22 protein-coding genes are annotated in these 22,752 nt (G+C 71.1%); 12 read left to right on the forward strand and 10 right to left on the reverse strand.

Features of this window, described 5'->3' with window-relative positions:
• Positions 1-150: 150 nt before the first annotated feature.
• From ligA to cdd, 5 genes are all read left to right on the forward strand, one after another.
• Complete coding sequence (gene ligA, locus EXE48_RS01635) at positions 151-2,019, forward strand: ATP-dependent DNA ligase LigA (RefSeq protein ID WP_137710634.1); 1,869 nt, start codon at positions 151-153, stop codon at positions 2,017-2,019.
• An 88-nt stretch (positions 2,020-2,107) separates the two neighbouring features.
• A complete protein-coding gene (locus EXE48_RS01640) occupies positions 2,108-2,974 on the forward strand; it encodes a hypothetical protein (protein WP_137710635.1) in 867 nt (288 codons plus the stop codon).
• Positions 2,975-3,009: 35 nt separating this feature from the next.
• Positions 3,010-3,744 (forward strand): MBL fold metallo-hydrolase, encoded by a 735-nt coding sequence (locus EXE48_RS01645; RefSeq protein WP_137710636.1) that lies wholly within the window; start codon positions 3,010-3,012, stop codon positions 3,742-3,744.
• 93 nt (positions 3,745-3,837) lie between these two features.
• Complete coding sequence (locus EXE48_RS01650; protein ID WP_053771540.1) at positions 3,838-5,433, forward strand: glutamate-cysteine ligase family protein; 1,596 nt, start codon at positions 3,838-3,840, stop codon at positions 5,431-5,433.
• Between the two features lie 67 nt (positions 5,434-5,500).
• Positions 5,501-5,905, forward strand: coding sequence for a cytidine deaminase (gene cdd, locus EXE48_RS01655; protein ID WP_053771539.1), 405 nt, complete (start codon positions 5,501-5,503; stop codon positions 5,903-5,905).
• A gap of 26 nt (positions 5,906-5,931) precedes the next feature.
• On the opposite strand, the gene EXE48_RS01660 is transcribed toward cdd, so the two are convergent.
• Positions 5,932-6,570 (reverse strand): IS6 family transposase, encoded by a 639-nt coding sequence (locus tag EXE48_RS01660; protein WP_137710699.1) that lies wholly within the window; start codon positions 6,568-6,570, stop codon positions 5,932-5,934.
• 91 nt (positions 6,571-6,661) lie between these two features.
• Between EXE48_RS01660 and EXE48_RS01665 the strand changes: the two genes are divergently transcribed.
• Together EXE48_RS01665 and EXE48_RS01670 are read left to right on the forward strand one after the other, a co-directional pair.
• Positions 6,662-7,480: a nucleoside phosphorylase gene (locus EXE48_RS01665; RefSeq protein WP_053771538.1), complete on the forward strand. Its 819-nt coding sequence runs from the start codon at positions 6,662-6,664 to the stop codon at positions 7,478-7,480.
• An 80-nt stretch (positions 7,481-7,560) separates the two neighbouring features.
• Positions 7,561-8,742 (forward strand): NAD(P)/FAD-dependent oxidoreductase, encoded by a 1,182-nt coding sequence (locus EXE48_RS01670; protein WP_137710637.1) that lies wholly within the window; start codon positions 7,561-7,563, stop codon positions 8,740-8,742.
• A gap of 82 nt (positions 8,743-8,824) precedes the next feature.
• On the opposite strand, the gene EXE48_RS01675 is transcribed toward EXE48_RS01670, so the two are convergent.
• Together EXE48_RS01675 and EXE48_RS01680 are read right to left on the reverse strand one after the other, a co-directional pair.
• Positions 8,825-9,358 carry an Rrf2 family transcriptional regulator gene (locus tag EXE48_RS01675; protein ID WP_053771536.1) on the reverse strand — a complete coding sequence of 178 codons (534 nt, stop codon included), beginning with the start codon at positions 9,356-9,358 and terminating at the stop codon, positions 8,825-8,827.
• Positions 9,359-9,466: 108 nt separating this feature from the next.
• Complete coding sequence (locus tag EXE48_RS01680) at positions 9,467-9,685, reverse strand: hypothetical protein (RefSeq protein WP_053771957.1); 219 nt, start codon at positions 9,683-9,685, stop codon at positions 9,467-9,469.
• Positions 9,686-9,818: 133 nt separating this feature from the next.
• On the opposite strand from EXE48_RS01680, the gene rocF reads away from it, so the two are divergent.
• A complete protein-coding gene (gene rocF / locus EXE48_RS01685) occupies positions 9,819-10,724 on the forward strand; it encodes an arginase (protein WP_121599123.1) in 906 nt (301 codons plus the stop codon).
• Positions 10,725-10,745: 21 nt separating this feature from the next.
• Here rocF and EXE48_RS01690 read toward each other — a convergent pair whose 3' ends face one another.
• The gene (locus EXE48_RS01690) at positions 10,746-11,045 is read right to left on the reverse strand and encodes a DUF7565 family protein (protein WP_053771534.1); all 300 of its coding nucleotides are present in this window, start codon (positions 11,043-11,045) and stop codon (positions 10,746-10,748) included.
• 120 nt (positions 11,046-11,165) lie between these two features.
• Here EXE48_RS01690 and EXE48_RS01695 point away from each other — a divergent pair, with 120 nt between their 5' ends.
• Positions 11,166-11,957 carry a PHP domain-containing protein gene (locus EXE48_RS01695; RefSeq protein WP_053771533.1) on the forward strand — a complete coding sequence of 264 codons (792 nt, stop codon included), beginning with the start codon at positions 11,166-11,168 and terminating at the stop codon, positions 11,955-11,957.
• A gap of 10 nt (positions 11,958-11,967) precedes the next feature.
• Here EXE48_RS01695 and EXE48_RS01700 read toward each other — a convergent pair whose 3' ends face one another.
• Positions 11,968-12,468, reverse strand: a complete 501-nt coding sequence (locus EXE48_RS01700) for a metal-dependent hydrolase (RefSeq protein ID WP_053771532.1) — start codon at positions 12,466-12,468, stop codon at positions 11,968-11,970.
• A 131-nt stretch (positions 12,469-12,599) separates the two neighbouring features.
• Between EXE48_RS01700 and EXE48_RS01705 the strand changes: the two genes are divergently transcribed.
• Complete coding sequence (locus EXE48_RS01705; RefSeq protein ID WP_137710638.1) at positions 12,600-13,721, forward strand: pyridoxal phosphate-dependent aminotransferase; 1,122 nt, start codon at positions 12,600-12,602, stop codon at positions 13,719-13,721.
• Between the two features lie 63 nt (positions 13,722-13,784).
• Here the strand turns inward: EXE48_RS01705 and EXE48_RS01710 are convergent, their stop codons facing one another.
• The gene (locus tag EXE48_RS01710) at positions 13,785-15,044 is read right to left on the reverse strand and encodes a carboxypeptidase regulatory-like domain-containing protein (RefSeq protein ID WP_053771530.1); all 1,260 of its coding nucleotides are present in this window, start codon (positions 15,042-15,044) and stop codon (positions 13,785-13,787) included.
• Between the two features lie 115 nt (positions 15,045-15,159).
• Positions 15,160-15,456, reverse strand: coding sequence for a hypothetical protein (locus EXE48_RS01715; protein WP_137704020.1), 297 nt, complete (start codon positions 15,454-15,456; stop codon positions 15,160-15,162).
• A gap of 107 nt (positions 15,457-15,563) precedes the next feature.
• Here EXE48_RS01715 and ileS point away from each other — a divergent pair, with 107 nt between their 5' ends.
• Together ileS and EXE48_RS01725 are read left to right on the forward strand one after the other, a co-directional pair.
• On the forward strand, positions 15,564-18,716 hold the full coding sequence (gene ileS, locus EXE48_RS01720) for an isoleucine--tRNA ligase (RefSeq protein WP_137710639.1): 3,153 nt from the start codon (positions 15,564-15,566) through the stop codon (positions 18,714-18,716).
• Between the two features lie 186 nt (positions 18,717-18,902).
• Complete coding sequence (locus EXE48_RS01725) at positions 18,903-19,376, forward strand: GNAT family N-acetyltransferase (RefSeq protein ID WP_053771527.1); 474 nt, start codon at positions 18,903-18,905, stop codon at positions 19,374-19,376.
• Positions 19,377-19,386: 10 nt separating this feature from the next.
• Here EXE48_RS01725 and lrpA1 read toward each other — a convergent pair whose 3' ends face one another.
• The 3 genes from lrpA1 to EXE48_RS01740 all read right to left on the reverse strand — a co-directional run bounded on the left by lrpA1 (position 19,387) and on the right by EXE48_RS01740 (position 22,736).
• Positions 19,387-19,815, reverse strand: coding sequence for an HTH-type transcriptional regulator LrpA1 (gene lrpA1, locus EXE48_RS01730; protein ID WP_053771526.1), 429 nt, complete (start codon positions 19,813-19,815; stop codon positions 19,387-19,389).
• An 83-nt stretch (positions 19,816-19,898) separates the two neighbouring features.
• On the reverse strand, positions 19,899-20,837 hold the full coding sequence (locus EXE48_RS01735) for a thiamine pyrophosphate-dependent enzyme (RefSeq protein ID WP_121599118.1): 939 nt from the start codon (positions 20,835-20,837) through the stop codon (positions 19,899-19,901).
• Positions 20,838-20,840: 3 nt separating this feature from the next.
• Positions 20,841-22,736 carry a 2-oxoacid:acceptor oxidoreductase subunit alpha gene (locus EXE48_RS01740; RefSeq protein WP_053771524.1) on the reverse strand — a complete coding sequence of 632 codons (1,896 nt, stop codon included), beginning with the start codon at positions 22,734-22,736 and terminating at the stop codon, positions 20,841-20,843.
• Positions 22,737-22,752: the final 16 nt, after the last annotated feature.

Genomic DNA, 22,752 nt, shown 5'->3' on the forward strand with positions numbered 1-22,752 from the left:
CGCCCGTACGAGACCGGAGGTGAAAAGCGGTTCCCCGCCGCTCCCGTCCGCCGGCGTCCCCCGCCGCGACGCGGATCCGCTCGCCCACCGCGCCCCGCCGCGCACGGCGCATCGGGCCGCTTTTGCCCCCCGACCACCGACCGGACGCGTATGGAGTTCGCCGCGCTGGCCGAACGGGCGGAACGGGTGGCCGCGAACGACGGCGACATCGAGACCACGCTCGCGGTCGCCGACCTGCTCGCGGACGCCGACGGCGCCGCGGACGACGGCTCGACCGACGACCTCCCGGTCGTCGTCCGCTTCCTCCTCGGTCGCGTCTTCCCCGCCCACGACACGCGGACCCTCGACGTCGGGCCCGCGCTCTGTCGCGAGGCGATCGCCCGCGCCGCGGGGCAGAACGTCTCGGCCGCCGACGTGGAGGGCCGGCTCGCGGAGCGCGGCGAGATCGGCGCCGTCGCGGCCGAGTACGACCTCGGCGGCCAGCGGGGGCTCGCCGCGTTCGGGAGCGGCCGCGACGCGCTCACGGTGGCCGCGCTCGACGAGGAGCTGCGCGACCTCGCGGCCGCGAGCGGGGAGGGAAGCGAGTCGCGCAAGCGGGACGCCCTGTTCGGCCTGTTCACGCGTTGCTCGCCGAGCGAGGCGGCGTTCCTCGCGCGCCTCGTCCTCGGCGAGATGCGGCTCGGCGTCGGCGAGGGGACAGTCCGCGACGCGGTCGCCGAGGCGTTTCTCGCGTCGCCCGCGACCGCCGAGGAGTCGTCGAACGAGGCGGGTTCGGAACTCGCCGCGCCCGACGACGCGGTCGCGGCCGTCGAGCGGGCGCTCCAGGTGACGAACGACTACGGCCGGGTCGCGGTCCGCGCCCGCGACGAGGGGGTCGCGGGGCTCCGCGAGGAGTCGCTGCGCGTCGGCCGACCGGTCCAGGCGATGCTCGCGCAGGCGGGCACCGCGACCGACGCGCTCGACGCCTTCGGCGAGGTCGCCGTCGAGACGAAGTTCGACGGCGCCCGCGTTCAGGTCCACTACGACCCCGGAGGCGACGACGGAGCGGGCGGCGGCGACGCCGCGGCCGGCGGCGACGAGGCGCTCGGCCCGAGGCTCTACTCGCGGAACATGGACGACGTGACCGAGGCGCTCCCCGAGATCGTCGAGCACGTCGCCGAGCGCGTCGACGTCCCGGTCATCCTCGACGGTGAAGTCGTCGCGGTCGACGACGACGGCGACCCGCTCCCGTTCCAGGAGGTGCTGCGCCGCTTCCGTCGGAAACACGACGTCGACCGCATGCGCGAGGCGGTCTCGCTGCGGCTCCACGCGTTCGACTGCCTCCACGCCGCCGGCGACGACCTGCTCGACCGCCCGCTCCGCGAGCGGCACGACCGGCTCCGGGGGGTCCTGCCGGACGCGGCCGCGGAGCTCACGCTCGCGGACGACCCCGACGCGATCGCGGCCGCGGAGCGGACCGCCCTCGACGCGGGCCACGAGGGCGTGATGCTGAAGAACCCGGAGGCGGCGTACACGCCCGGTGACCGCGGCCGCGACTGGCTGAAGCGCAAGCCCGACGTGGAGACGCTCGACGCCGTCGTCGTCGGCGCCGAGTGGGGCGAGGGGCGCCGAGCGGAGCTGTTCGGCACGTTCCTCCTCGCCGTCCGCGACGACGAGGGGGACGCGAGCGACGCAGCGGGCCGTGACACAGCGGCTCGTGACGCGGCCGACCGCGACGCCGACGCCCCCGTGCCCGCGGGGTACGCGACGGTCGGCAAGGTGGCCACGGGGATCACCGACGAGGCGCTGGCGGACCTCACCGAGCGGCTGGCGCCGCACGTCGTCGAGGAGACGGGGACGACGGTCGCGTTCGACCCCGAACTGGTAGTCGAGGTCGGCTACGAGGAGATCCAGACATCGCCGACGTACTCGGCCGGCTACGCCCTCCGGTTCCCGCGGTTCGTCGGCGTGCGCGAGGACAAGGGGGTCGGCGACGCCGATTCGCTCGCGCGGGTCCGCCGGCTCGCCGGCGACGAGTGAGCCGCGGTCGGCGGGCCGGCGGCGACGCGACCGCGCCCGGCGTTCCGCCACGCGAAACCCCTTGACCCCTCGGCGCGTAGTGACGCCCATGCCAGGCCCGTTCGGGGACGCGACGCGGCGCGACCTCACCGACGCGGCCGCCGCCCGGCTCGCCGGCGACGGGTTCGCGGTCGACCGCCCGGAGAGCGGCGTCGAGCCCCCGGCGGTCGCGACCCGCGGCGACGAGCGGATCGCGGTCGAGCCGCTCGCGCCCGACGACGCGACGCCGACCGTGATCGTCTCGCGGCTCGGCCACGCGCTCGACCGCAACCGCAGCGTCCTGTTCGTCGCTCGCGACGACGCCACCGCGGCCGCCGTGCGCGACCTCCTCGCTGACCCGCCGCTGCTGGCCGCGCGCCGCGACGGCCGGCGGACCTTCCACCTCGGTCCGGACCGGATCCCGGTCGCCGGCGGCGGCTACGCCTGCGTTCGCGCCGAGGGGCTCGGCGACCCGACGTTCGCGTGGCGCGAGACGGACACCCCGGTCGGCCCGGTGACGGCGGACTCGGGGGTCGACGCCGCCGCGGTCGACGAGGCGGGCCGTCCGGTCGTCCCGCGGCTCGTCTGCGAGGTCGACGGGACTCCCGTCGCGGTCCTCGCCGGCGTCGAGAGCCTCCGGACGCCGCCGGACGAGGCGTTCCCGTTCGCGTACCGCCGCGACCCGGACGACAAGCGGTTCCGGGTCCGGCGGGGCGACGACGGGGCCGTCGTCGAGACGCTCGGCGGCTTCGGGGCGATGCGCGACGCCGGATACGTCCCGGTCCCGATGCCGCTCGTCCCCGAGCACGCGCTGGGGCGCTCGCTCGGGGACGACGCGCTCGCCGCGGCGTGGGACCTGGTCGTGATCGACGACGGGCCCGACGCGGCCGGCGGGACGCGCGGCGCGGGCGACGACGCCGGCGACCGCGACCGATAGCCACCCTCAAGGCGCCCGCGGCCGGACCCCGTGACATGACGGTCCGATTCGAGGAGCTCACCGTGGAGTGGCTCGGCTACGCGACGGCGCGGCTGGAGACGGACGGGGGGCCGGTCGCCTACACCGACCCCGGTCGGTACGGCGTCCTCGACGACTACTGGGCGCGCGACGGCGACCTCGTCGTCGTCACCCACGACCACCACTACGACAGCGACGGCATCCGGTCGGTCGCGAGCGAGGACGCGACGGTGGTCATCTACGAGGCGGTCGACCCCGCGGGCATCGACCGCGACGTGGAGCCGATCGACGCGCTCGCGGCCGACTACGACGTGGTCCGCGTCGGCGAGGAGGACCGCGTCGACGTCGACACGCCGGTCGGCGAGGTCACGGTGTGGTCCGTGCCCGCCCACAACGACCCCGAGGGACCGAACGCCGACGCCGACGGCTCGGTCGCGCACCCGCCCGGCTTCGGCTGCGGCTACCTGCTGTCGCTCGGGGGCCGCACCGTCTTCTGGCCCGGCGACTCGGACGCGCTCGACGGGTTCGCCGAGCTGGACGTCTCCGTCTTCCTCGCGAACATCGGCGGGGGCGGCATCGTCGCCGACCGGCGCGCGGCGGCCGACCTCGCCGAGGCGATGGCCCCGGACCTCGTCGTCCCGGTCCACTACGACACCTTCGACCTGCTGGAAGCGGACGGCGAGGCGTTCGCGAGCGACGTGGCGAGCCGCTCGATCCCCGTCGCGCTCGACGCGCGCTCGGCGAACCAGTAGGCGCGCGGGCCGGGCGGAGCCGTCGTGGGAACTCGACCCGAACGCTCTCGCGGCCGGTGACCTTTTTACCTCGCCGACTCCTTCCCCGGTCGCATGACCACCGAGTCCGCGCTCGCCGACGGGGTCCGGGAGGCGCTTTCGGTCGACGCCGAGGCGTTCGCCGAGCGCGCGGCCGAGGAGGCCGAGATCGTCAAACAGGAGCTCCGCGACGGCTCCTTCGACAACCACCAGTCGATCGTCGGCTTCGAGTACGAGTTCTACGCGGTCGGCGACGGGCGGTGGAGCGAGGAGTCGCGGGCGGGCGAGTACGCGCTGATGCGCGTGCCGCGCCGCCTGCTGGAGCTGATGGGCTTCGAGAAGGAGCTCGGGCTCCACAACGCCGAGATGTGTACGAGCCCGCAGCCGCTCTCCGACCACGGGCTCCGAGCGCAGCTCGCCGAGGTCCGCGCGCGCCTGGAGGCCGCGGAGAACACCGCCGGCGTCGAGGGGATGCGGCTCGTCTCCGACGGCCTCTGGACCATCCCGCCCGCGGGCGAGACCGCGGAGGGGTACCTCACCGACAGCGTCGAGGTCGACGGCGTCGTCGTCGCGGTCAACATGAGCGACGCGGTCCGCTACCACGCGATGGCGAACGCGGACCCCGACGCGGCGGACGGGGACGGACCCGACGACGCGCGGTCGGCGGGCAGCCGCGTCGAGCTCTCCGCCCCCGGCGTGTCGCTGGCGGCGGACACGGTGATGCCCGAGAGCCTCATCACGTCGATCCAGCCGCACTACCAGGTGGCGCACGCAGAGACGCTACCGCGGCACTTCCGGTACGCGCTCCGGATCGCCGGCCCCCTGCTCGCGCTCGGCGTCAACTCCCCGTTCTTCCCGCCGGACCTGTACGACGACGGCTGGGACGGCGAGCGGATCCTCGCGGAGGGGGCGACCGAGAACCGCGTCCACGTGTTCGAGTCCGTCCTCAACGCCCGCACCGACGCGGACAAGGTGCGGTTCCCGCGGGACTTCCGCGACGTCGAGACCGCGGTCGACCGCATCGCGGCCGACGAGACGCTGATCCCGATGCCCGACCCGGGCGGCAGCGACCGGTTCGACGACGACTTCGCGACGTTCCGGACCAAACACGGCAGCTACTGGCGGTGGGTGCGGCCCGTCTTCGAGGGGGCGAGCCGCTCGGCGGCGAACGCGCGCATCGAGTTCCGCCCGATCCCCGGCCAGCCCACGGTCCGCGACTCCATCGCGTTCCAGGGGGCGTTCGCGGGCCTGCTGCAGTCGCTCGCCCAGCGCGAACACCCGGTCATCGGGCTCGACTGGGAGACCGCCCGCGACAACTTCTACGCGGCGGTCGCCGACGGGCTCGACGCCGAGATGGAGTGGATCGGTCCGGACGGCCAGCACACCACGGACACGGACGCGCTGTACGAGGACCTCCTCGACCACGCGGAGGCCGGGCTCCGGACCGCCGGCTGCGCCGCCGACGAGGCCGCCGAGTGGGTCGCGCCGCTCCGGTGGCGCGTGGCCAACCGGACGACCCCGGCCAGCTGGAAGCGCGACCGCGTCCGCGCCCGCCTCGACGACGGCGACGACTTCGAGACGGCCGTGGTCGACACCCAGCGCGAGTACATCCGCCAGCAGGCCGACACGCTCATCGACGGCGGCTTCTCGGCGTGGGTGGACCGCGCCTGACCGGACCGCGGGCCCGCCCCCGACCGCGACACAGTACAGTTATCGGCCCGCCGCGTCACGCGCCGGTATGGACGACCTGATCGCCGCGGCGCGCGAGGCCTTGGACGCCGCCCACGTCCCGTACTCCGAGTACCGCGTCGGCGCCGCGCTGCGGACCGCTGACGGCACCGTGTTCACCGGCTGTAACATCGAGAACGCCAACTACTCCAACAGCCTCCACGCCGAGGAGGTCGCGCTCGCGGAGGCGGTGAAGAACGGCCACCGCGAGTTCGACCGGATCGCGGTCTCGTCGGGCGTCCGCGACGGCGTCACGCCCTGCGGGATGTGCCGGCAGACGCTCGCCGAGTTCGCGGCCGACGACCTCGTCGTCGCCTGCGACGAGGGCGGCGACGCCGTGACCGAGTACACGCTGGGCGAACTCCTCCCGAACACGATCAGCGAGGGGACGCTCGACGACGCCAGCCGGGAGTGACGCCGGCGGGCGACCGAGAGCTCGCGTTAAGTTTGGCGTGAATTGTGGTAGACTGCGAAGGTTTCGAGCCAGTTTCGAGCTGTCTCTAGCGCGACATTGCTGAAACTATTCGCAAATGATGATGTTCGTCGTTCTATCTCCCAAAAGACACGTTCGATAGCATTCCGATTTCCATGTCGAATGATTTGAAATCGATACCCGTCTTCAGCAAGAACTGATCCAAGATAGTCTGCGTCATCGACGAGGAACTCGACGTTATTCAGCTGATAGCGCCGGTGTAGCTCGGTGAGAAACCATCGCGTTGTCTGTTTATTTGCGGTCGGATAGAGGCTCAAGTGAAGGATCTCGTTCGTCTGTGGATCAACCGCGGCGTACAGCCAGAACTTCTGGCCGTGGAGGCGGATCATCTTTTCGTCAACCGCGAGTTGATCCTCGGAGACGGTCGAGATCGGCTGTAGATCGGCCTTATGAACCCAGTTGTGGATCGCGACGTGACTTCGACTGATTCCAAACAGTTCAAGATGCTTACTTACCTCGCGCAGTGATATACCGGCCAAGTGACTGCGGATCCCTACTTCAATCGCCCAGCGTGGCGTTCGATCTCGCTCCACAAACGAAAAGTCGATCCACGTGATACGTTCGCTGAGGCGTTCGATTTCGGCCATAAGCACTCTGAAGTCGAGCGCCTCATCCTCTAACTTAACGCGACCGACCGAGACGGAACTACTTTTAAACGGCTCGACGAAGGGCGGAGACATGACCGACGACAGCGAGGACCCGAACGACGAGGCCGGTTACCACGTCGAGGCCGCGCCCGAGGACGTCGCGGACGCCGTCCTCCTCCCCGGCAACCCCGAGCGAGTCGACAAGATCACCGGGCTGTGGGACGGCCACGAGGAGGTCGCGCGCCACCGCGAGTACCGCACCGCGACCGGCACCTACGACGGCGCGCCCATCTCGGTGACCTCCACCGGCATCGGCTCGCCGTCGGCCGCCATCGCCGTCGAGGAGCTGGCGCGCGTCGGCGTCGACACGTTCATCCGGGTCGGCTCCTGCGGCGCGATCCAGCCGGAGATGGACGTGGGCGACCTCGTCATCACGACCGGGGCCGTCCGACAGGAGGGGACGAGCGACGAGTACGTGCGCGAGGACTACCCCGCTGCCGCGGACGGCGAGGTCGTCTCCGCGCTCGTCGCGGCCGCCGAGCGGCTGGGCCACGACTACCACACCGGCGTGACGATGAGCGCCGACTCCTTCTACGCCGGGCAGGGGCGCCCCGGATTCGACGGGTTCGAGGCCGCCGGCTCGGACGAACTCGTCGCGGAGCTCCGGGACGCGAACGTGAAGAACATCGAGATGGAGGCGTCGGCGATCCTGACGATCGCGAACGTGTACGGGCTCCGTGCGGGCGCGGTCTGCTCCGTCTACGCCAACCGCGTCACCGGCGAGTTCCGGACGGAGGGCGAGTCGCGCGCGGCCGAGACGGCGAGCCTCGCGGTGAAGTTGCTCGCGCGCATGGACGAGGTCAAGCGGGAGGCGGGCGCCGACCGCTGGCACGCCGGGCTCTCGCTGTAACGCGCCGTCCCGCCGCGGGCCGGACCGCCGATCGCGACCGTTCCAAAGCGACTTTACCCGCGCGCCGCGGAGCGGCAGGCATGAGTACACAGGTCGTGGTCGTCGGCTCGGGATACGCCGGCGCAGGGGCGGTCAAGGCGTTCGAAGACGAGGTCGGCGAGGGCGAGGCCGATCTCACGTGGATCTCGGAACACGACTACCACCTCGTTTTACACGAGGTCCACCGCGCGATCCGCAACCCCGCCGTCGAGGACAAGATCACGATCCCCGTCGACGAGATCAAGTCGCCCGAGTCCGACTTCGTTCAGGGCCGGGTCGTCGACGTCGACACCGACGAGCGCGTCGTCGAGACCGACGACGGCACGACCGTCGACTACGACTACCTCCTCCTCGCGGTCGGCTCCACGACCGCGTTCTTCGGCATCGAGGGCTTGAAGGAGAACGCCCGCCAGCTGAAGGGACTCGACGACGCGAAGGCGATCCACGAGGACGTGCGCGAGGCGGCCGCGGACGCGACCCGCTCCGACCCCGCGCAGGTCATCGTCGGCGGCGCCGGCCTCTCCGGCATCCAGACGGCCGGCGAGATCGCCGAGTACCGCGACAAGCACCGCGCGCCGCTCGATATCAAGCTCGTCGAGGGGCTCGACGAGGTCTTCCCCGGTAACGACCCGCAGATCCAGGGCGCGCTCCGCCAGCGGCTCGAGGACGCCGACATCAACATCCTCACCGGCGACTTCATCTCGGAGGCCGACGAGGAGGCTGTCTACCTCGGCGGCGGCGAGGACGAAGAGCCCGAGGAGCTGGGCTACGACGTGCTGATCTGGACCGGCGGAATTACGGGCCAGCCCGAGTTGGAGCACGTCGAGGTCGACAAGGACGACCGCTCGAACCGCGTCCACGCCGGTTCCGACTTCGCCACCAGCGACGACCGCGTGTTCGCCATCGGCGACACCGCCCTCGTCGAGCAGGGCGAGGACGACGTGGCCCCGCCGACCGCGCAGGCCGCCTGGCAGGCCGCCGAGGTCGCCGGCGCCAACCTCGCGCGCGCCGCCCGGGGCGCGCCGCTCCGCTCGTGGACCCACGAGGACAAGGGCACCGTCGTCTCCGTCGGCGAGGAGGCGGTCGCCCACGACGTGGTGGGCATGCCGATCAAGACGTTCGGCGGCAAGCCCGCGAAGCTGCTGAAGAAGGCCATCGCCACGCGCTGGATCGCCAAGGTCTCCTCCGCGAGCCGCGGCGTCAGCGCGTTCGGCGACATGTAAGCGCGGGCGACGCCTTTCGTCGGCAAATCAGTCCGCGCTCTCCGAGGATTTTTCGAACCGGTAGACGAGTCCCGCTTCTAGATCAGTGTTCGGCCGGCTCGTCGGGCGCCCGCATGTCGTCGATCCGCAGGATGAGAATGTTCGCGGTGTCGTCTTTGCCGTCGACGGTGCCGTCGATGACGAGCTTCGAGAGCGGCGTCGGGCCGACGGTGACGCTGTCCCCCTCGTGGAAGTCGCGGACCGAGCCCTGGACGTGGATCTCGGCGCGGCACAGCTCGGGGTGGTGGACGCTGGAGAGGTCGATCCCGTCGACGTTGGTCCCCTCGACCTGCTCGCCCTCGTGGGAGATCGGGACGTCGGCCGGCTCGTCCATGCGCTGGATGTCGAGCGCCTCGTAGGCGTTCGAGGTGGGCTTGTAGCCGCCCTTCGGACCGGGGACGCCCTCGACGAGTTGGAGGGCCTTGAGGCTCTGCATCTGGTTCCGGATCGTCCCGGGATTGCGGTCGACTTCCTCGGCGATCGCCTCGCCTTTGACGGCGTCTTCCTGTTCCCCGTACAGGTTGATGAGGGCCGTGAGGATGCTCTTCTGGCTCGACGTGAGCTCGATCGATGACATGGTCTCGAATACACGACGCCCCCGCTTAAATGCGATGGAATTCGCTTATAAATGATCGTGTGAAACCGCCTCGACGGCCGGGTACAGCCGGCGCTGCGCGTTCCGGGGCTACTCCCCGCGCAGCCGCTTCATGCGCACGTACGCGAGCGGGCTCGACAGCGCGACGACCACGCCGACGCCGATCAGCGCGAGCCCGAAGTCGACGGCGACGAACGACACCGCGGCGCCGACGAGCCCGATCGCCGCGCCGGTGAACGCGACCGCGATGGTCGCGCCGATCGGCTCGATGTCGCCGGGCTCGACCGAGTAGGGATCGGAACTGCCCATGACCGCCCCGTGGCGGCCCGGGCGCAAAACGGTGTCCGATCCGGCGAGGCGAACCGGGCGCTCTCCGCCGCCCTCGCGGGCCGCAGCCGCGTCGATCCCCACCATTCAAGCGCCGCGGCGTCGCGTACCCGGTATGACCACGGTCAGGATTATCGGCGCGCCGACCGACTACGGGGCGAACCGACGCGGGGTCGACATGGGACCGTCGGCGATCCGGTACGGCGGGCTCGCGGACCAGCTCGCCGGCGCCGGCGTCGAGGCGGTCGACGCGGGCGACCTCCCCGTCCCGCGGGCGGAGGAGCGCGACCCGGACGCGGACGCGCCCAGCGTCGGGGAGGCGAAGTTCCTCCGCGAGACCGCCGACGTGTGCCGGGAGCTCGGCGACGAGGTCGCCGCGACGCTCGACGCCGGCGACGTGCCGCTCGCGCTCGGCGGCGACCACTCGATCGCCATCGGGAGCCTCGCCGGCTCCGCGCGCGACGCGGACATCGGCGCCGTGTGGTTCGACGCGCACGCCGACCTCAACACGCCCGCGACGACGCCGTCGGGCAACGTCCACGGGATGCCGCTGGCGGCCGCCCTCGGGATCGGCGAGTTCGCGGACGCCGAGTGGGCGACCGCGCCGGGGCTCTCGCCGGAGAACGTCGCCCTCGTCGGGCTGCGGTCGGTCGACGGCGCGGAGGCGGAGCTCATCCGCGAGCGCGACTTCGCCGCGTACACGATGTCCGACATCGACGAGCGGGGGATAACCGAGGTCACGGAGGAGGCGCTCGACGTCGCCTCGGCCGGCGTCGACGGGATCCACGTCAGCCTCGATCTCGACTGGCTCGACCCGAACGCCGCGCCCGGCGTCGGGACGCCCGTCCGCGGGGGCGTCACCTACCGCGAGGCGCACAGCGCGATGGAGATCGTCGACGAGACGGACGCGCTCCGCTCGATGGAGATCGTCGAGGTGAACCCGACGCTGGACCAGCACAACGAGACGGCGGAGCTGGCGACGGAGCTCGCGGCGAGCGCGTTCGGGAAGCGGGTGCTGTAGCTCGGGGACGACAGATCCGCCTCAGACGTTCCGGTCGAGTTCCTCGACGACGCGCTGGAGGTCCGCGGCGGCCTCGATCTCGCCTTTGATCTCCTCGCGGCGCCGGACCGCCGCGGAGTCGGCGTCGTACGCGCGGACGAACTCGGCGCGGGTGTGCTCGTCGAACGCGTGGCGGATCGCGAAGTAGCCGTCCGGAACGATCGTGCCGCACACCTTGCACTCGTGGCGCTGGTGGTCGTTCGTCTGGTGGACGATCGCCGCCTCCACGTCGTCGAAGGCGGCGTCGCAGTCGCCGATGCCGCACGTCCAGCGAGGAGCCATACCGGGAACACTCGCCCGAGGGGGATTAACGGTTTCCCAACTCGGCGAGACGCCGGGACGGGCCGCCGCCGCGCGGTCCGACCCGCGGCCGCGGCACCGTCGTCGTCGAACGATACGCCTTTGCGCGGGCGCGACGACCGTGCGACCGTGACCCGATCGCAAACGCGCGTCGACGCCCACGTCAAGGTGCTCGACGACGAGGTCGTCGCCCGCGCGAAGGCCCGCGGGATCGACGCGCTCGTGTACGCGCCGCACTTCACGCGGCTCCCGACGGTCCGCGAGCGCGCGGCCCGTTACAGCGACGACGAGCTGACCGTCGTCCCCGCCCGCGAGGTGTTCACCGGCGACTGGGGGAACCGGCGGCACCTCCTCGCGCTCGGGCTCTCCGACCCGGTCCCCGACTACATCACCTTCGAGGGCGCCATGGCCGAGTTCGAGCGCCAGGACGCGGCCGTCCTCGTCCCGCACCCCGGGTTCGCCACCATCTCGCTCACGCGGCCCGAGGTGGACGCGCACGCCGCCCGGATCGACGCCGTCGAGACGTACAACACGAAGCTCCTCCCCCACCAGAACGCCCGCGCCCGCCGGACCGCGTCGGAGACCGGCTGCGCCGGCTTCGGCTCGTCGTACGCCCACCTCCCCGGCACGGTCGGCGAGGCGTGGACCGCCTTCGGGGGCGACCTCGACGACGCCGCGGCGGTCGCCGAGGCGTTCCGCGAGCGCCGCCCGCGGACGGTGATCCACCGCGGCGGCGTCGGCCACCGGCTCCGGGGGCTCGTCGAGTTCGCACACCTCGGCTACGAGAACACGTGGGCGAAGCTCGACCGGATGTTCCTCTCCGGAAACGAGCCTACCCTGCCGTCGAACGTCGCCTACGAGGGGCGGTTCGACGACGTGAGCGTCTACGAGTAGCGCGTCGCGCTCACAGTCCGAATCCGGCCGCGGCCTCCGACGCGGCGGACAGGTCCAGATCGAGGCTGACGACGTAGGTGTGGATCGCCCAGAAGCCCGCCAGCTCGATCGCGGTGATGACCACCGTGACGAGGTCGGCGTACTTGCTGCTCGTCGTCACGCCGCTCGGGAATCCGAACTCCCGGTCCGAGAGGGGGTGGAACAGCGCGATACCCCGGCGGCTCCCGACCACGTCGAGGACGTAGTGAGTCAACACGCCGATCCAGACGTACTGGAGGTTCCCGAAGAAGATCGGGTACGCGAGGAACACCGCCAGCACGGGGAGGCTGTGGAGCGTCTTCCGGTGGCGCCCGAAGGCGGTGTCGACGTCGGGGAACAGCGCCCCCAACACGACGGGAACGGTGATCTCGGCGACGGTCGTCGCGGTCGCCGCGTCGAGCCCCGGTTCGAGGATGAAGCCGAGCCCGAGGGCGAGCAGCAGGCCGTTGAGCACGTGGCCACGTTTGTTCATGTCTCCCCGTGTGCGGGTCGGCAGGTCAAACCACCGGATCGCGGTGACTCGGTGGGACGCCGCGCCTCCCCCGTCGGCGGCCCCGGCGTTCGGGTCGAAAGAGCCACGGCGACCGCGTCCGACCCGACCGTATGGAGTACGAGGAGCCGAAGTTCTTCCACGTGATGCGGTACGCCGCGGGCGCCGACGGCGACGTCATCGACATGGTGAGCGGTAACCCCGACTGGGAGCCGCCCGCCGCGCTCCGGGAGGCGCTCCGCGAGTACGCCGACCTGCCGCCCGCCGACTTCCAGTACCCGCCGAGCGACGGGCTCCGCGAGCTCCGCGAGGCGATCGCCGAGCGCCGCGACGTGGACCCCGAGCGCGTGGTCGTCACCAACGGCACCGGCGAGGCGAACTACCTCGCGATGGCGCGCGCGCTCGACCGCGGCGCCGGCGACGAGGCGCTCCTGATGGACCCGGTGTACCCGTACTACCCGGGGAAGACCCACCTGCTCGGCGGCGAGCCGACGCTCGTGCCCACCGCCCGCGACGGGCGCCTCGACGTCGACGCGGTCCGCGAAGCCGCGAGCGAGGACACCGCGCTGATCGTCTTGAACACCCCGAACAACCCGACCGGCGCCGTCTACGACCTCGACGCGGTCCGCGAGGTCGTCGCGGTCGCCGAGGCGGTCGACGCCGTGGTCGTCGCCGACGAGGTGTACGGTCAGTTCGACCTCGCCGGCTCCTTCGAGTCGGCCCTAACCCTCGACTCCGAGCGCGTGATCGTCACCAGCGGCTTCTCGAAGTCGATGGCGATCACGGGGCTCCGGGTCGGCTACGGCGTGTTCCCCGAGGCGCACGTCGGCGACGCGAAGACCCGTCACATGCTCGTGAACGTCACCGGGGCCCGTCCCTCCCAGTACGCGGTCTACCACGCGCTCGCCGAGACCCCGGACGACTACTACGCCGAGTCGCGCGAGCTGCTCGCCGACCGTGTCGCGGCCTTCACCGACGCCCTCGACGCGGCCGGCGCCGAGTACAGCCGCCCGGAGGGTGCCTTCTACGTCCTCGCGCGCTTCGAGGGGTTCCCCGGCACGATGGCGAACGTCAAGCGCCTGGTCGACGAGGCGGGCGTCGCCGGCATGCCGGGCGAGGCGTTCGGCACCGCCCGCGACGAGTGGATCCGGTTCGCGCTGGTGACGCCGCGCGCGACCGAGGCGGCCGAGCGGCTCGCGGACTACTTCGCGGACGGGGCCCCGGACTCCCGCTGAGGAACCCCGGCGGGCCGGCGGGCGCTCGTCAGCCGGTCGCTCCCGACGGCCGCCGCGACGCCCTCACCGGCCGCGGGTCCGGCCCGCGACGGACAGCGCGAGGAGAGCGACCGCGGCCGCGACGACGCCGAATCCGGGGTTCTCGTCGTCGGTGGTCCCGTCGCCGCTCGACGAGTCGCCGTCGGACGCGTCGCCGTCCGCGTCGTCGGCGCTCCCGTCGTCGCGGTCCGTCGCCGACTCGTCGACGCCCACGACCGTCACCGGTTCGGAGACGGTGTCGCCGTCCCGCGCGACGAGCGTCCGGTCACCGGCGGTCCGGATCGTCACTTCGAACTCGCCGCGGTCGTCGGTCTCCCCGACGGCCTCGCCGTCGAGTTCGACGGTCGCACCACCGACCGGCTCGTCGTAGGCGTTCCGCACGGTCACGCGCGTCGTCTCCCCGACGAGGACGCGGTCGTTCGCGGGCTCGGCGACGAGTGCGGCGCTGCGCTGCGCGGTGGCGTTCACGCTCACCGCCGACTCCTCCACCCTGACCCGCTCGGACGTGGCGTCGTATCCGTTCTTGACGACCGCGACCGTGTAGACGGCGTTCACCGGTACGGTGAGCGATGCGGTCCCGTCGGTCACGCTCACCCGCCCGTCGAACACCGAGGAGGAGGCCCGCACCGCCCCCGTCTCGATCGGGACCGGCGGGTCGAAGTGGTCGTCGAAGACCCGCACGTCGAGCGTCGTGGCGCCTCGCTCGACGGCGACCCGGGCCTCGCCGCCGTCCCCCACGGTCACGGGGACGGACGCCTCTAGGTACCCGGGCTTCACGACGACGACCTCGTAGTCGCCGCGTTCGAGGCGCGCCGTCTCGTACCGCCCGTCCGCCTCGGTCTCGCCCCGGTCGATCGTCCGCCCGCCTTCGCGGACCCGGACGGTCGCGTCCGGCTGCGACCGGTTCTCCCCGTCGACGACGGTCACGGTCGCGGTGCCGCTCCGTGAGACCCCGAGGTCCACGGTCGTCTCGCTGGCGTTCTCGACCCGGAGCGGACGGTTCCGGACGTAAGCGTCGTCGTCGACGTCCAACTCGACGCCGGCGCCCTCCGGGACGTCGAGGAGGACGTTCCCGTTGCTCGCCGTCGTCCCGGACGCGGTCCCCGTCTCACCGGCGTCGGTCTCCCACGTCGCCTCGACCGTCGCACCGGCGACGGCGTCGCCGTCCCGATCGGTCACGGAGACGGTGAGCGTCACCGGGTCGACGGCGAACGCGCCGCCGGTCGCGGTCACCGCGACGAACAGTACTGCCGCGGTGACCAGCGTCGAACGTGCGACGTTCATACGCGGCGTACGCGGTCGGTCAGTATAGGTATGACCCGATTACTTGCCGTAAGCGGGCCTGAATCCCGCATTCCCGGCCGATCTGACGGTCAGTGGGGCCGGAAAACCGCCTCCGCTACCCGCCGCCGCCACCGCCGCCGTAGCCGCTCTTCCCCGCCTCGGCCTCCCGCTCGCGCCGGTCCGAGCCGTCGTCCGCGTTCGCGGTCGATCGCTCGGACGCCGACCGCTCCGACGCCGACCCGGACCCCCGCGCCGCGAGCGCCCAGCCGAGGGCGTACGCCGCGACTGCGGCGGCGACGCCGGCGCCGGTGCCGGCGAGCCACGCGCCGGCCAAGTACGCGGCGGCGGCCAGTGCCGGGCCGCCGAGGAGCGCGTACCCGAGGTCCTCGCGGACGAGTCGCGGCGTCTCCATGTTCGCTGCGTCCGCCTCCCGGGAGAAGTGTCTTGTCCCGCCTCGCCGCCGCTGAACCGTTCCCACGACTCCGCCGTATTCAAATACGCGCGCGCAGACCAACGCGTATGGAGCAGATCGACGACCAGTACGCGCCCGCGGACGTCGAGTCCGCGGTCGACGAGTACTGGGACGACCACGACGCCTACGAGGCGGCGAAGGAGGCGCACGCCGACGACCCGCCGTTCTTCTTCGTGGACGGCCCGCCGTACACCTCCGGGCAGATGCACCTCGGGACGGCCTGGAACAAGACGCTGAAGGACGCCGTCATCCGGTACAAGCGGATGACCGGCCACCGCGTCACCGACCGCCCCGGCTACGACATGCACGGGCTCCCGATCGAGGTCAAAGTCGAGGAGGAGCTCGGCTTCGAGAACAAGCGGGACATCGAGGAGTACGGGATGGAGGCGTTCATCGAGAAGTGTAAGGAGTTCGCCCTGGAGAACCGGGCGGCGATGGACGAGGACTTCAAATCCATCGGCGCGTGGATGGACTGGGACGACCCGTACGAGACCATCTCGCCGGAGTACATGGAGGCCGCCTGGTGGGCGTTCTCCGAGGTCGCCGACAACGGCCTCGTCGAGCAGGGGAAGCGGTCCATCTCGCAGTGCCCGCGCTGCGAGACCGGCCTCGCAAACAACGAGGTGGAGTACGAGGACGTCGAGGACCCCTCCGTCTACGTGAAGTTCCCGCTCGCCGACCGCGAGGGGAGCCTCGTCATCTGGACGACGACGCCGTGGACCATCCCCGCGAACACCTTCGTCGCCGTCGACGAGGATCTCACCTACAACGCCGTCCGCGCGGAGAAGGGCGGCGAGAGCGAGCTCATCTACGTCGCCGCCGACTGCGTCGAGGACGTGCTCGGCGAGGGGCGCTACGAGGACTACGAGATCGAGGCCGAGCTGACGGGCGACGAGCTCGTCGGCTGGGCGTACGACCACCCGCTCGCCGACCGCGTCGCCGAGTACCCCGACTTCGAGGGCGCCGGTCGGGTGTACGCCGCCGACTACGTGGAGGCCGACCGGACCGGACTGGTCCACTCCGCGCCCGGCCACGGGGAGGAGGACTTCCAGCGCGGCACGGAGCTCGGGCTCGACATCCACTGCCCCGTGAAGCCGAACGGCGAGTTCACCGAGGCGGCCGGCGAGTACGCCGGCCAGTTCGTGCGCGACGCCAACGACGACATCGTCGACGACCTCGTCGCCGACGGACATATGCTCGCGCACGGCACCGTCGACCACAGCTACGGCCACTGCTGGCGGTGTGACACCGGGATCGTTCAGCTGGTCACCGACCAGTGGTTCATCTCGATCACGGACGTCAAAGACGACCTCCTCGACAACATGGAGGACTCGGAGTGGCACCCCGACTGGGCCCGCGACAACCGGTTCCGCGACTTCATCGAGGACGCGCCCGACTGGAACGTCTCCCGCCAGCGCTACTGGGGGATCCCGATCCCCATCTGGGTGCCGGAGGACGCCGACGCCGGCGACCTCGACGAGGACATGATCGTGATCGGCACCCGCGAGGAGCTCGCCGAGCGCGTCGAGGAGGACATCGACCCCGAGTCGATCGACCTCCACCGCCCCTCCGTCGACGACCTCACTATCGTCGAGGACGGGACGACGTACCGCCGCGTCGAGGACGTGTTCGACGTGTGGCTCGACTCCTCCGTCGCTTCGTGGGGGACGCTGGGCTACCCGAGCGACGAGGCCGCGCACGACGAGCTGTGGCCCGCCGACCTCATCATCGAGGCGCACGACCAGACCCGCGGCTGGTTCTGGTCGCAGCTCGGCATGGGCACCGCCGCGGTCGGCGAGATCCCGTACGACGAGGTGCTGATGCACGGCTTCGCCAACGACGAGGACGGCCGGAAGATGTCGAAGTCGGTCGGCAACATCGTCACGCCGGAGGAGGCGATCGACCGGGCCGGACGCGACCCGCTCCGGACCTACCTGCTCAGCCACGACCAGCAGGGGGTCGACCTCGCGTTCGAGTGGGACGGGCTCGGCGAGATTCAGGGCAAGCTCAACATCCTCTGGAACGTGTTCCGGTTCCCGCTGGAGTACATGGAGCTCGACGGCTACGACCCCGCCGACGCGGACCTCTCCGACGGCGAGCTCGAGCTCGTCGACGAGTGGGTGCTCTCGCGGCTCCAGTCCGTGGAGGCCGAGGTCGCCGAGGCCTGGGACGACTACCAGATCAGCGACGCGGTCAACGCCGTCATCGAGTTCGTCACGCAGGACGTGTCGCGGTTCTACGTGAAGGCGGTCCGCGACCGCATGTGGGAGGAGGCCGACTCCGCCTCGAAGCGCGGCGCCTACGCCACGCTCGCGACCGTCCTCGACGAGGTGATCCGCCTGCTCGCGCCGATCGCGCCGTACCTGACCGAGCGGATGTACCAGCGGCTCGACGGCGCGGCGACGACCGTCCACGCGCTGTCGTATCCCGAGCCGGACGCCGACCTGCGCGACCCGGACCTCGAACGCGACGTGGCGGTCTTCCGCGACGTGGAGGAGGCGGCAGCGAACGCGCGCCAGCAGGCCGGCCGGAAGCTCCGCTGGCCCGTCCCGCGCGTCGTCGTCGAGACGGCCGACGAGACCGTCGCGGCCGCGGTCGACCGGCTCGAAGCGCTGATCGCCGACCGCGTCAACGCCCGCGAGGTGCTCGTCACGGACGCCTTCGACGAGCTCGTCGAGACCGCGGAGCCGCAGATGGCGGCCATCGGACCCGCGTTCGGCGGCGACGCCCAGAAGGTGATGGAGGCGGTCCAGGGCGCCGACCGCGCGGCGGTCGAGAGCGGCGAGGTGACCGTCGACGGCCAGCCCGTCGACCTCGACGACGAGATGGTTGAGTACGTCGCTGAGCCCCCGGAGCACGTCTCCGGCGCCGACTTCGAGGGCGGCACCGTCTACGTCGACACCTCGCTGACCCCCGACATCGAGTCCGAGGGGTACGCCCGCGACGTGATCCGCCGGATCCAGGAGATGCGCAAGGAGCTCGACCTGGACGTGGAGGCGCGGATCCGCGTCGGCGTCGGCGTCGACGACGACCGCGTGGCCGGCTTCGTGGACGACCACGCCGACCTCATCGCCGGCGAAGTGCGCGCCGACGCTTGGTTCGACGACCCGACCGACGCGGCGGACGCCGAGGACGGCCTCGTCGAGGAGTGGGAGGTCGAGGACGTCACGCTCACCATCGGCGTCGACCCGGTCGCGTAGGCCTCCCCGACCGAAGACGCCGCTTCGAGCGTCCGAGTGCTCGGTTTCGAAGCCCTCGGCGCCCGCGCTCGCTGGCTCGAACCGACGACAACGGCACCGCCGGGGCGTCGCCTCCGCGACGCGAATTACTGTGGGAACAATTCGCACCCCGAAACCTATAGGTGCGTTCTTTACTCACGGTTGAACATGGATGTTCGGGCGGCTCGGGCCGACGACGCCGAGGCCCTTCGCACCGCGGTCTCGCGGGCCCGGGAGGAGACGGTGTTCGACGACATCGGCGCACCGCTGCTCGACGTCTCCGCCGCCGGCGTCCGCGAGGCCGCCGCCGAGGCCGAGTGGTCGTTCCTGATGGAACACGATGAGGAGGGCCCCGTCGGCCTCGCCATCGCGCACCCGGACCCGGACGGCGCCGAAGCGGAGCTACTGGCGCTGTGGGTCCACCCGAACCGCGCGGGGGAGGGGATCGCCGGGGAGCTGCTGTCGCGCGTCGGCGGCGCGCTCGCCGACCGCGGCGTCGAGACGCTCCGGGCGACGGTGCCGGCGGACAGACCGAGCGCGACGGAGTTCTTCGTCGCACACGGCTTCGAGGCGCGCGGGACCCGCCGGAGCCCCGTCGGCGACGAGGACGTGGTGGTCGCGGCCCCGCGGACGCTCGTCTGAGGCCGCCGGCCTACTTCAGTCGCTCCTGCAGGAAGGAGGGGTGGGCCGCGGTGACGCCCTCGACGCCGAGCAGCTTCTCGGAGATGACCTCGCCGAGCTCGTCGCCGTCGCCGGCGCGGACCTCGGCCATCAGCATGTGGTCGCCCGAGGAGGTGTACAGCGCCTGGACCTCGTCGAGCGACTTCAGTTCGCGCGTCGCCTCCACGTACTGTCCGGAGTCGACGTCCATCCCGACCATGGCGATCGACTGCGACGAGAGCTTCTTCGGGTCGACCTCCGCGGAGTAGCCGACGATCACGCCCCGCTCTTCGAGGCGGTCGATGTACTTCCGCACCGTCGGCTTCGAGACGTCGGCCCGTTCGGCGATCTCTCCGCAGGACGCCTGCGCGTCCTCCTCTAACACGGAGAGGATTCGCTCTTCCGTCGATACCGTACTCATACCACTCCGTTTGTCACCAATGAAAAAATACCTTGCGAATCAAAAAACGGATTCACCGCGCCGTCAACGACCGACGGCCCCGCTCAGGCGTGTTTGTCGAGGAACATGTCGTGGGAGCGCTCCCACTCGTAGTCGTCGTCCCAGTAGCGCTCGGCGAGCGGCTCCTCGGGCATCTCGCCGATTTCGCGCTTCTCCTGGCCGTAGGACGGACGGTCCTCGTCGACGTAGAAGCGGCCGGTGAGGACCTCGCCGTCGTAGAGGGCCTCCTCGGTCGTGCGCATCATCTCCTGGGCCTCGACGCGGTCCGTCTTGTCGAACTCGTAGTCGTCGGAGTCGTTGACGTCGATGTACGGGACGTACTGGCGCGCGTCCTTGTTCCAGGTCGGACACTGGGTGAGGAAGTCGACGTGCGCGAACCCGTCGTGTTCGATCGCCTCGATGAGGATCTCCTTCGCCTGGTTCGGGTTGACCGCGGCCGTCCGGGCGACGTAGGAGGCGCCGGCGTTGAGCGACATCGAGAGCGGCTTGATCGGTTCCTTGGCGCTCCCGTGGGGCTGCGTCTTCGACTTGTGGCCCTTCGGGCTGGTCGGGGAGGTCTGCCCCTTCGTGAGCCCGAAGATCTCGTTGTTGAACACGATGTACGTCATGTCGTGGTTCTCCCGGGCCGTGTGGACGAAGTGGTTCCCGCCGATCCCGTAGCCGTCGCCGTCGCCGCCGGCGGCGATCACTTCGAGGTCGGGGTTCGCGAGCTTCGCGGCGCGGGCCACGGGCAGCGAGCGCCCGTGGATCGTGTGGAACCCGTACGTGTCGAGGTAGCTGTTCAGCTTGCCCGAACAGCCGATCCCGGTACACAGCAGGGTCTCCTCGGGCGTGCGCCCGACCTCCGGCAGCGCCTGCTTGAGCGCCTTCAGGACGCTGAAGTCACCGCAGCCCGGACACCACGTCGGCTGCGGCTCCACGCCGGGGGTGTACTCGTCGCGGTCGATCTCCCGCTCCTCTCCGATCGCTGAAAACGTGCTCATTGGTTAGTCACCTGCGGCTGGGACGAACGTGGTCTGGTGGCCGGACGCGTCGCCGTCGCCCTCGACGATCGCGGCCTCGAACCCGTCGACGACCTCCGCCGGCTCGAACGGGTTCCCGTTGTACTTCAACAGGCTCGACAGCTTCTCGCCGTAGCGGCCGAGGTTCTTCTGGACGAGCCCGCGGAACTGTCCGGACGCCGTCATCTCGACGACGAGGACCTCGTCGACGCTCTCGACGAACGCCTCGACCTGCTCGGTCGGGAACGGGAGCATGTCGGAGACCCCGTACGACTTCACCGAGTGGCCGGCCTCGTTGAGCCGACCGACGGCCTCCTCGACGGTGCCCTGCTGGCTGCCGAACGTGAGGATGCCGTACTCGGCGTCCTCGGGCCCGGCGTACGAGCCGGTGTCCTCCCCGTCGAGGTCGGCGCGGATCGCCTCCAGCTTCTGGGTCCGCCGGTCGATCTGCGCGACCCGGTTGTCCGGGGACTCGCTGATGTGGCCGGTCGGGTCGTGCTCGTTGCCGGTCGCGAGGAAGCGACCGCCCTTCTGCCCGGGCACCGACCGCGGCGAGACGCCGTCGTCGACGTCGTGCTGGAAGCGGTGGAACTTCCCGTCGCCGGAGTGCGGCTCGTCCGCGAGCGCGTCCTCCGAGAGCGTCTTCCCGAGGTCCGGGTTCGGATCGCGGTCGAAGTGGCTCTTGGGGACGTTCGTCAGCTCGCCGCCGAGCTTCTGGTCGTACAGCAGGATCGTCGGGATCTGGTACTCGTAGGCGAGCCGGAAGGCGATGCGCGACTGCTCGTACGCCTCCTCGACGGTCCCTGGGGCCAGGACGACGCGCTGGGAGTCGCCCTGCGAGGTGTAGAGGACGTGTTCGAGGTCGGACTGCTCCGGCTTCGTCGGCATCCCGGTCGAGGGGCCGGCGCGCATGGCCTCGACGAGGACGACGGGCGTCTCCGTCATCTCCGCTAGCCCGAGCGGCTCGGACATCAGCGCGAACCCGCCGCCGGAGGAGCCGGACATCGCCTTGACGCCGGCGTGCGAGGCCCCGACCGCGAGCGCGGCCGCGGCGATCTCGTCTTCCACCTGCTCGGAGATCCCGCCGAGCTTCGGCAGGTTCTGCGTCATGATGGTGAACACCTCGGTCCACGGCGTCATCGGGTAGCCGGCGATGAACCGGCAGCCCTCGTCGATGGCGCCGTAGGAGATGGCGTCCGACCCGGACATGAGCAGCTGGGTCTCGTCGTGTTCGCCCGTCGGCACCGACACGTCCGGGGCGTCCACGTCGTACTCCTCGCGGACCTGGTCGTACGCGGTCTCGAGGATCTCCAGGTTCGGTTCGAGGATCTTCTCCGGCATCGCGTCGCGCATCAGGTCCTCGACGTGGTCGAGTTCCATGCCGGTCAGCGCGCAGGTCGCGCCGACGCCGGCGGTGTTGCGCATGACCTCGCGACCCATGTCGCGGGCGAGCCCGCGGAGGTCGAGCGGGTACACGTGCCAGTCGTTCTCCTCGGCGCGCTCCTCGAAGTTCGGGATCTCGGAGGCGTCGAGGAGTCCCTCGTCGTAGACGATGACCCCACCCTCGCGGAGTTCGTCTAGGTTCTCCGAGAGCGGCTTGATCTCCTCGTTGCCGTAGACGGCCTCCTCCTGCGGGTTACGGGCGAAGGAGTCGCCGAGTGCCAGCAGGAAGTTGTAGCCGTCGCCCCGGGATTCGACGGGGTCCGCCGACGCGCGGACCTCGGTATAGGTGTGGCCGCCGCGGATCCGCGACGGGTAGTGCCGATGCGTGAAGACGTTGAGCCCCGATCGCATCAAGGCCTTCGCGAAGTTCTGGCTGGTGGAAGCGATCCCGTCACCGGATCCCCCCGATATCCGCCAGATGAGTTCGTCGTCAGTCATAGTGGTATGTGAGCCC

It is taken from the genome of Halorubrum sp. ASP1 (assembly GCF_005435135.1).
GTDB classification, from domain to species: domain Archaea; phylum Halobacteriota; class Halobacteria; order Halobacteriales; family Haloferacaceae; genus Halorubrum; species Halorubrum tropicale.

What these genes read in the sequence shown, in the direction of transcription:
- EXE48_RS01740 (WP_053771524.1), bottom strand. Translation starts at nt 22,736, where the DNA reads ATGACTGACGACGAACTCATCTGGCGGATATCGGGGGGATCCGGTGAC.
- EXE48_RS01670 (WP_137710637.1), top strand. Translation starts at nt 7,561, where the DNA reads ATGAGTACACAGGTCGTGGTCGTCGGCTCGGGATACGCCGGCGCAGGG.
- cdd (WP_053771539.1), top strand. Translation starts at nt 5,501, where the DNA reads ATGGACGACCTGATCGCCGCGGCGCGCGAGGCCTTGGACGCCGCCCAC.
- EXE48_RS01710 (WP_053771530.1), bottom strand. Translation starts at nt 15,044, where the DNA reads ATGAACGTCGCACGTTCGACGCTGGTCACCGCGGCAGTACTGTTCGTC.
- EXE48_RS01650 (WP_053771540.1), top strand. Translation starts at nt 3,838, where the DNA reads ATGACCACCGAGTCCGCGCTCGCCGACGGGGTCCGGGAGGCGCTTTCG.
- EXE48_RS01640 (WP_137710635.1), top strand. Translation starts at nt 2,108, where the DNA reads ATGCCAGGCCCGTTCGGGGACGCGACGCGGCGCGACCTCACCGACGCG.
- EXE48_RS01675 (WP_053771536.1), bottom strand. Translation starts at nt 9,358, where the DNA reads ATGTCATCGATCGAGCTCACGTCGAGCCAGAAGAGCATCCTCACGGCC.
- EXE48_RS01680 (WP_053771957.1), bottom strand. Translation starts at nt 9,685, where the DNA reads ATGGGCAGTTCCGATCCCTACTCGGTCGAGCCCGGCGACATCGAGCCG.
- EXE48_RS01735 (WP_121599118.1), bottom strand. Translation starts at nt 20,837, where the DNA reads ATGAGCACGTTTTCAGCGATCGGAGAGGAGCGGGAGATCGACCGCGAC.
- ileS (WP_137710639.1), top strand. Translation starts at nt 15,564, where the DNA reads ATGGAGCAGATCGACGACCAGTACGCGCCCGCGGACGTCGAGTCCGCG.
- EXE48_RS01715 (WP_137704020.1), bottom strand. Translation starts at nt 15,456, where the DNA reads ATGGAGACGCCGCGACTCGTCCGCGAGGACCTCGGGTACGCGCTCCTC.
- EXE48_RS01725 (WP_053771527.1), top strand. Translation starts at nt 18,903, where the DNA reads ATGGATGTTCGGGCGGCTCGGGCCGACGACGCCGAGGCCCTTCGCACC.
- EXE48_RS01665 (WP_053771538.1), top strand. Translation starts at nt 6,662, where the DNA reads ATGACCGACGACAGCGAGGACCCGAACGACGAGGCCGGTTACCACGTC.
- EXE48_RS01705 (WP_137710638.1), top strand. Translation starts at nt 12,600, where the DNA reads ATGGAGTACGAGGAGCCGAAGTTCTTCCACGTGATGCGGTACGCCGCG.
- EXE48_RS01690 (WP_053771534.1), bottom strand. Translation starts at nt 11,045, where the DNA reads ATGGCTCCTCGCTGGACGTGCGGCATCGGCGACTGCGACGCCGCCTTC.
- ligA (WP_137710634.1), top strand. Translation starts at nt 151, where the DNA reads ATGGAGTTCGCCGCGCTGGCCGAACGGGCGGAACGGGTGGCCGCGAAC.
- EXE48_RS01645 (WP_137710636.1), top strand. Translation starts at nt 3,010, where the DNA reads ATGACGGTCCGATTCGAGGAGCTCACCGTGGAGTGGCTCGGCTACGCG.
- EXE48_RS01660 (WP_137710699.1), bottom strand. Translation starts at nt 6,570, where the DNA reads ATGGCCGAAATCGAACGCCTCAGCGAACGTATCACGTGGATCGACTTT.
- EXE48_RS01700 (WP_053771532.1), bottom strand. Translation starts at nt 12,468, where the DNA reads ATGAACAAACGTGGCCACGTGCTCAACGGCCTGCTGCTCGCCCTCGGG.
- rocF (WP_121599123.1), top strand. Translation starts at nt 9,819, where the DNA reads ATGACCACGGTCAGGATTATCGGCGCGCCGACCGACTACGGGGCGAAC.
- lrpA1 (WP_053771526.1), bottom strand. Translation starts at nt 19,815, where the DNA reads ATGAGTACGGTATCGACGGAAGAGCGAATCCTCTCCGTGTTAGAGGAG.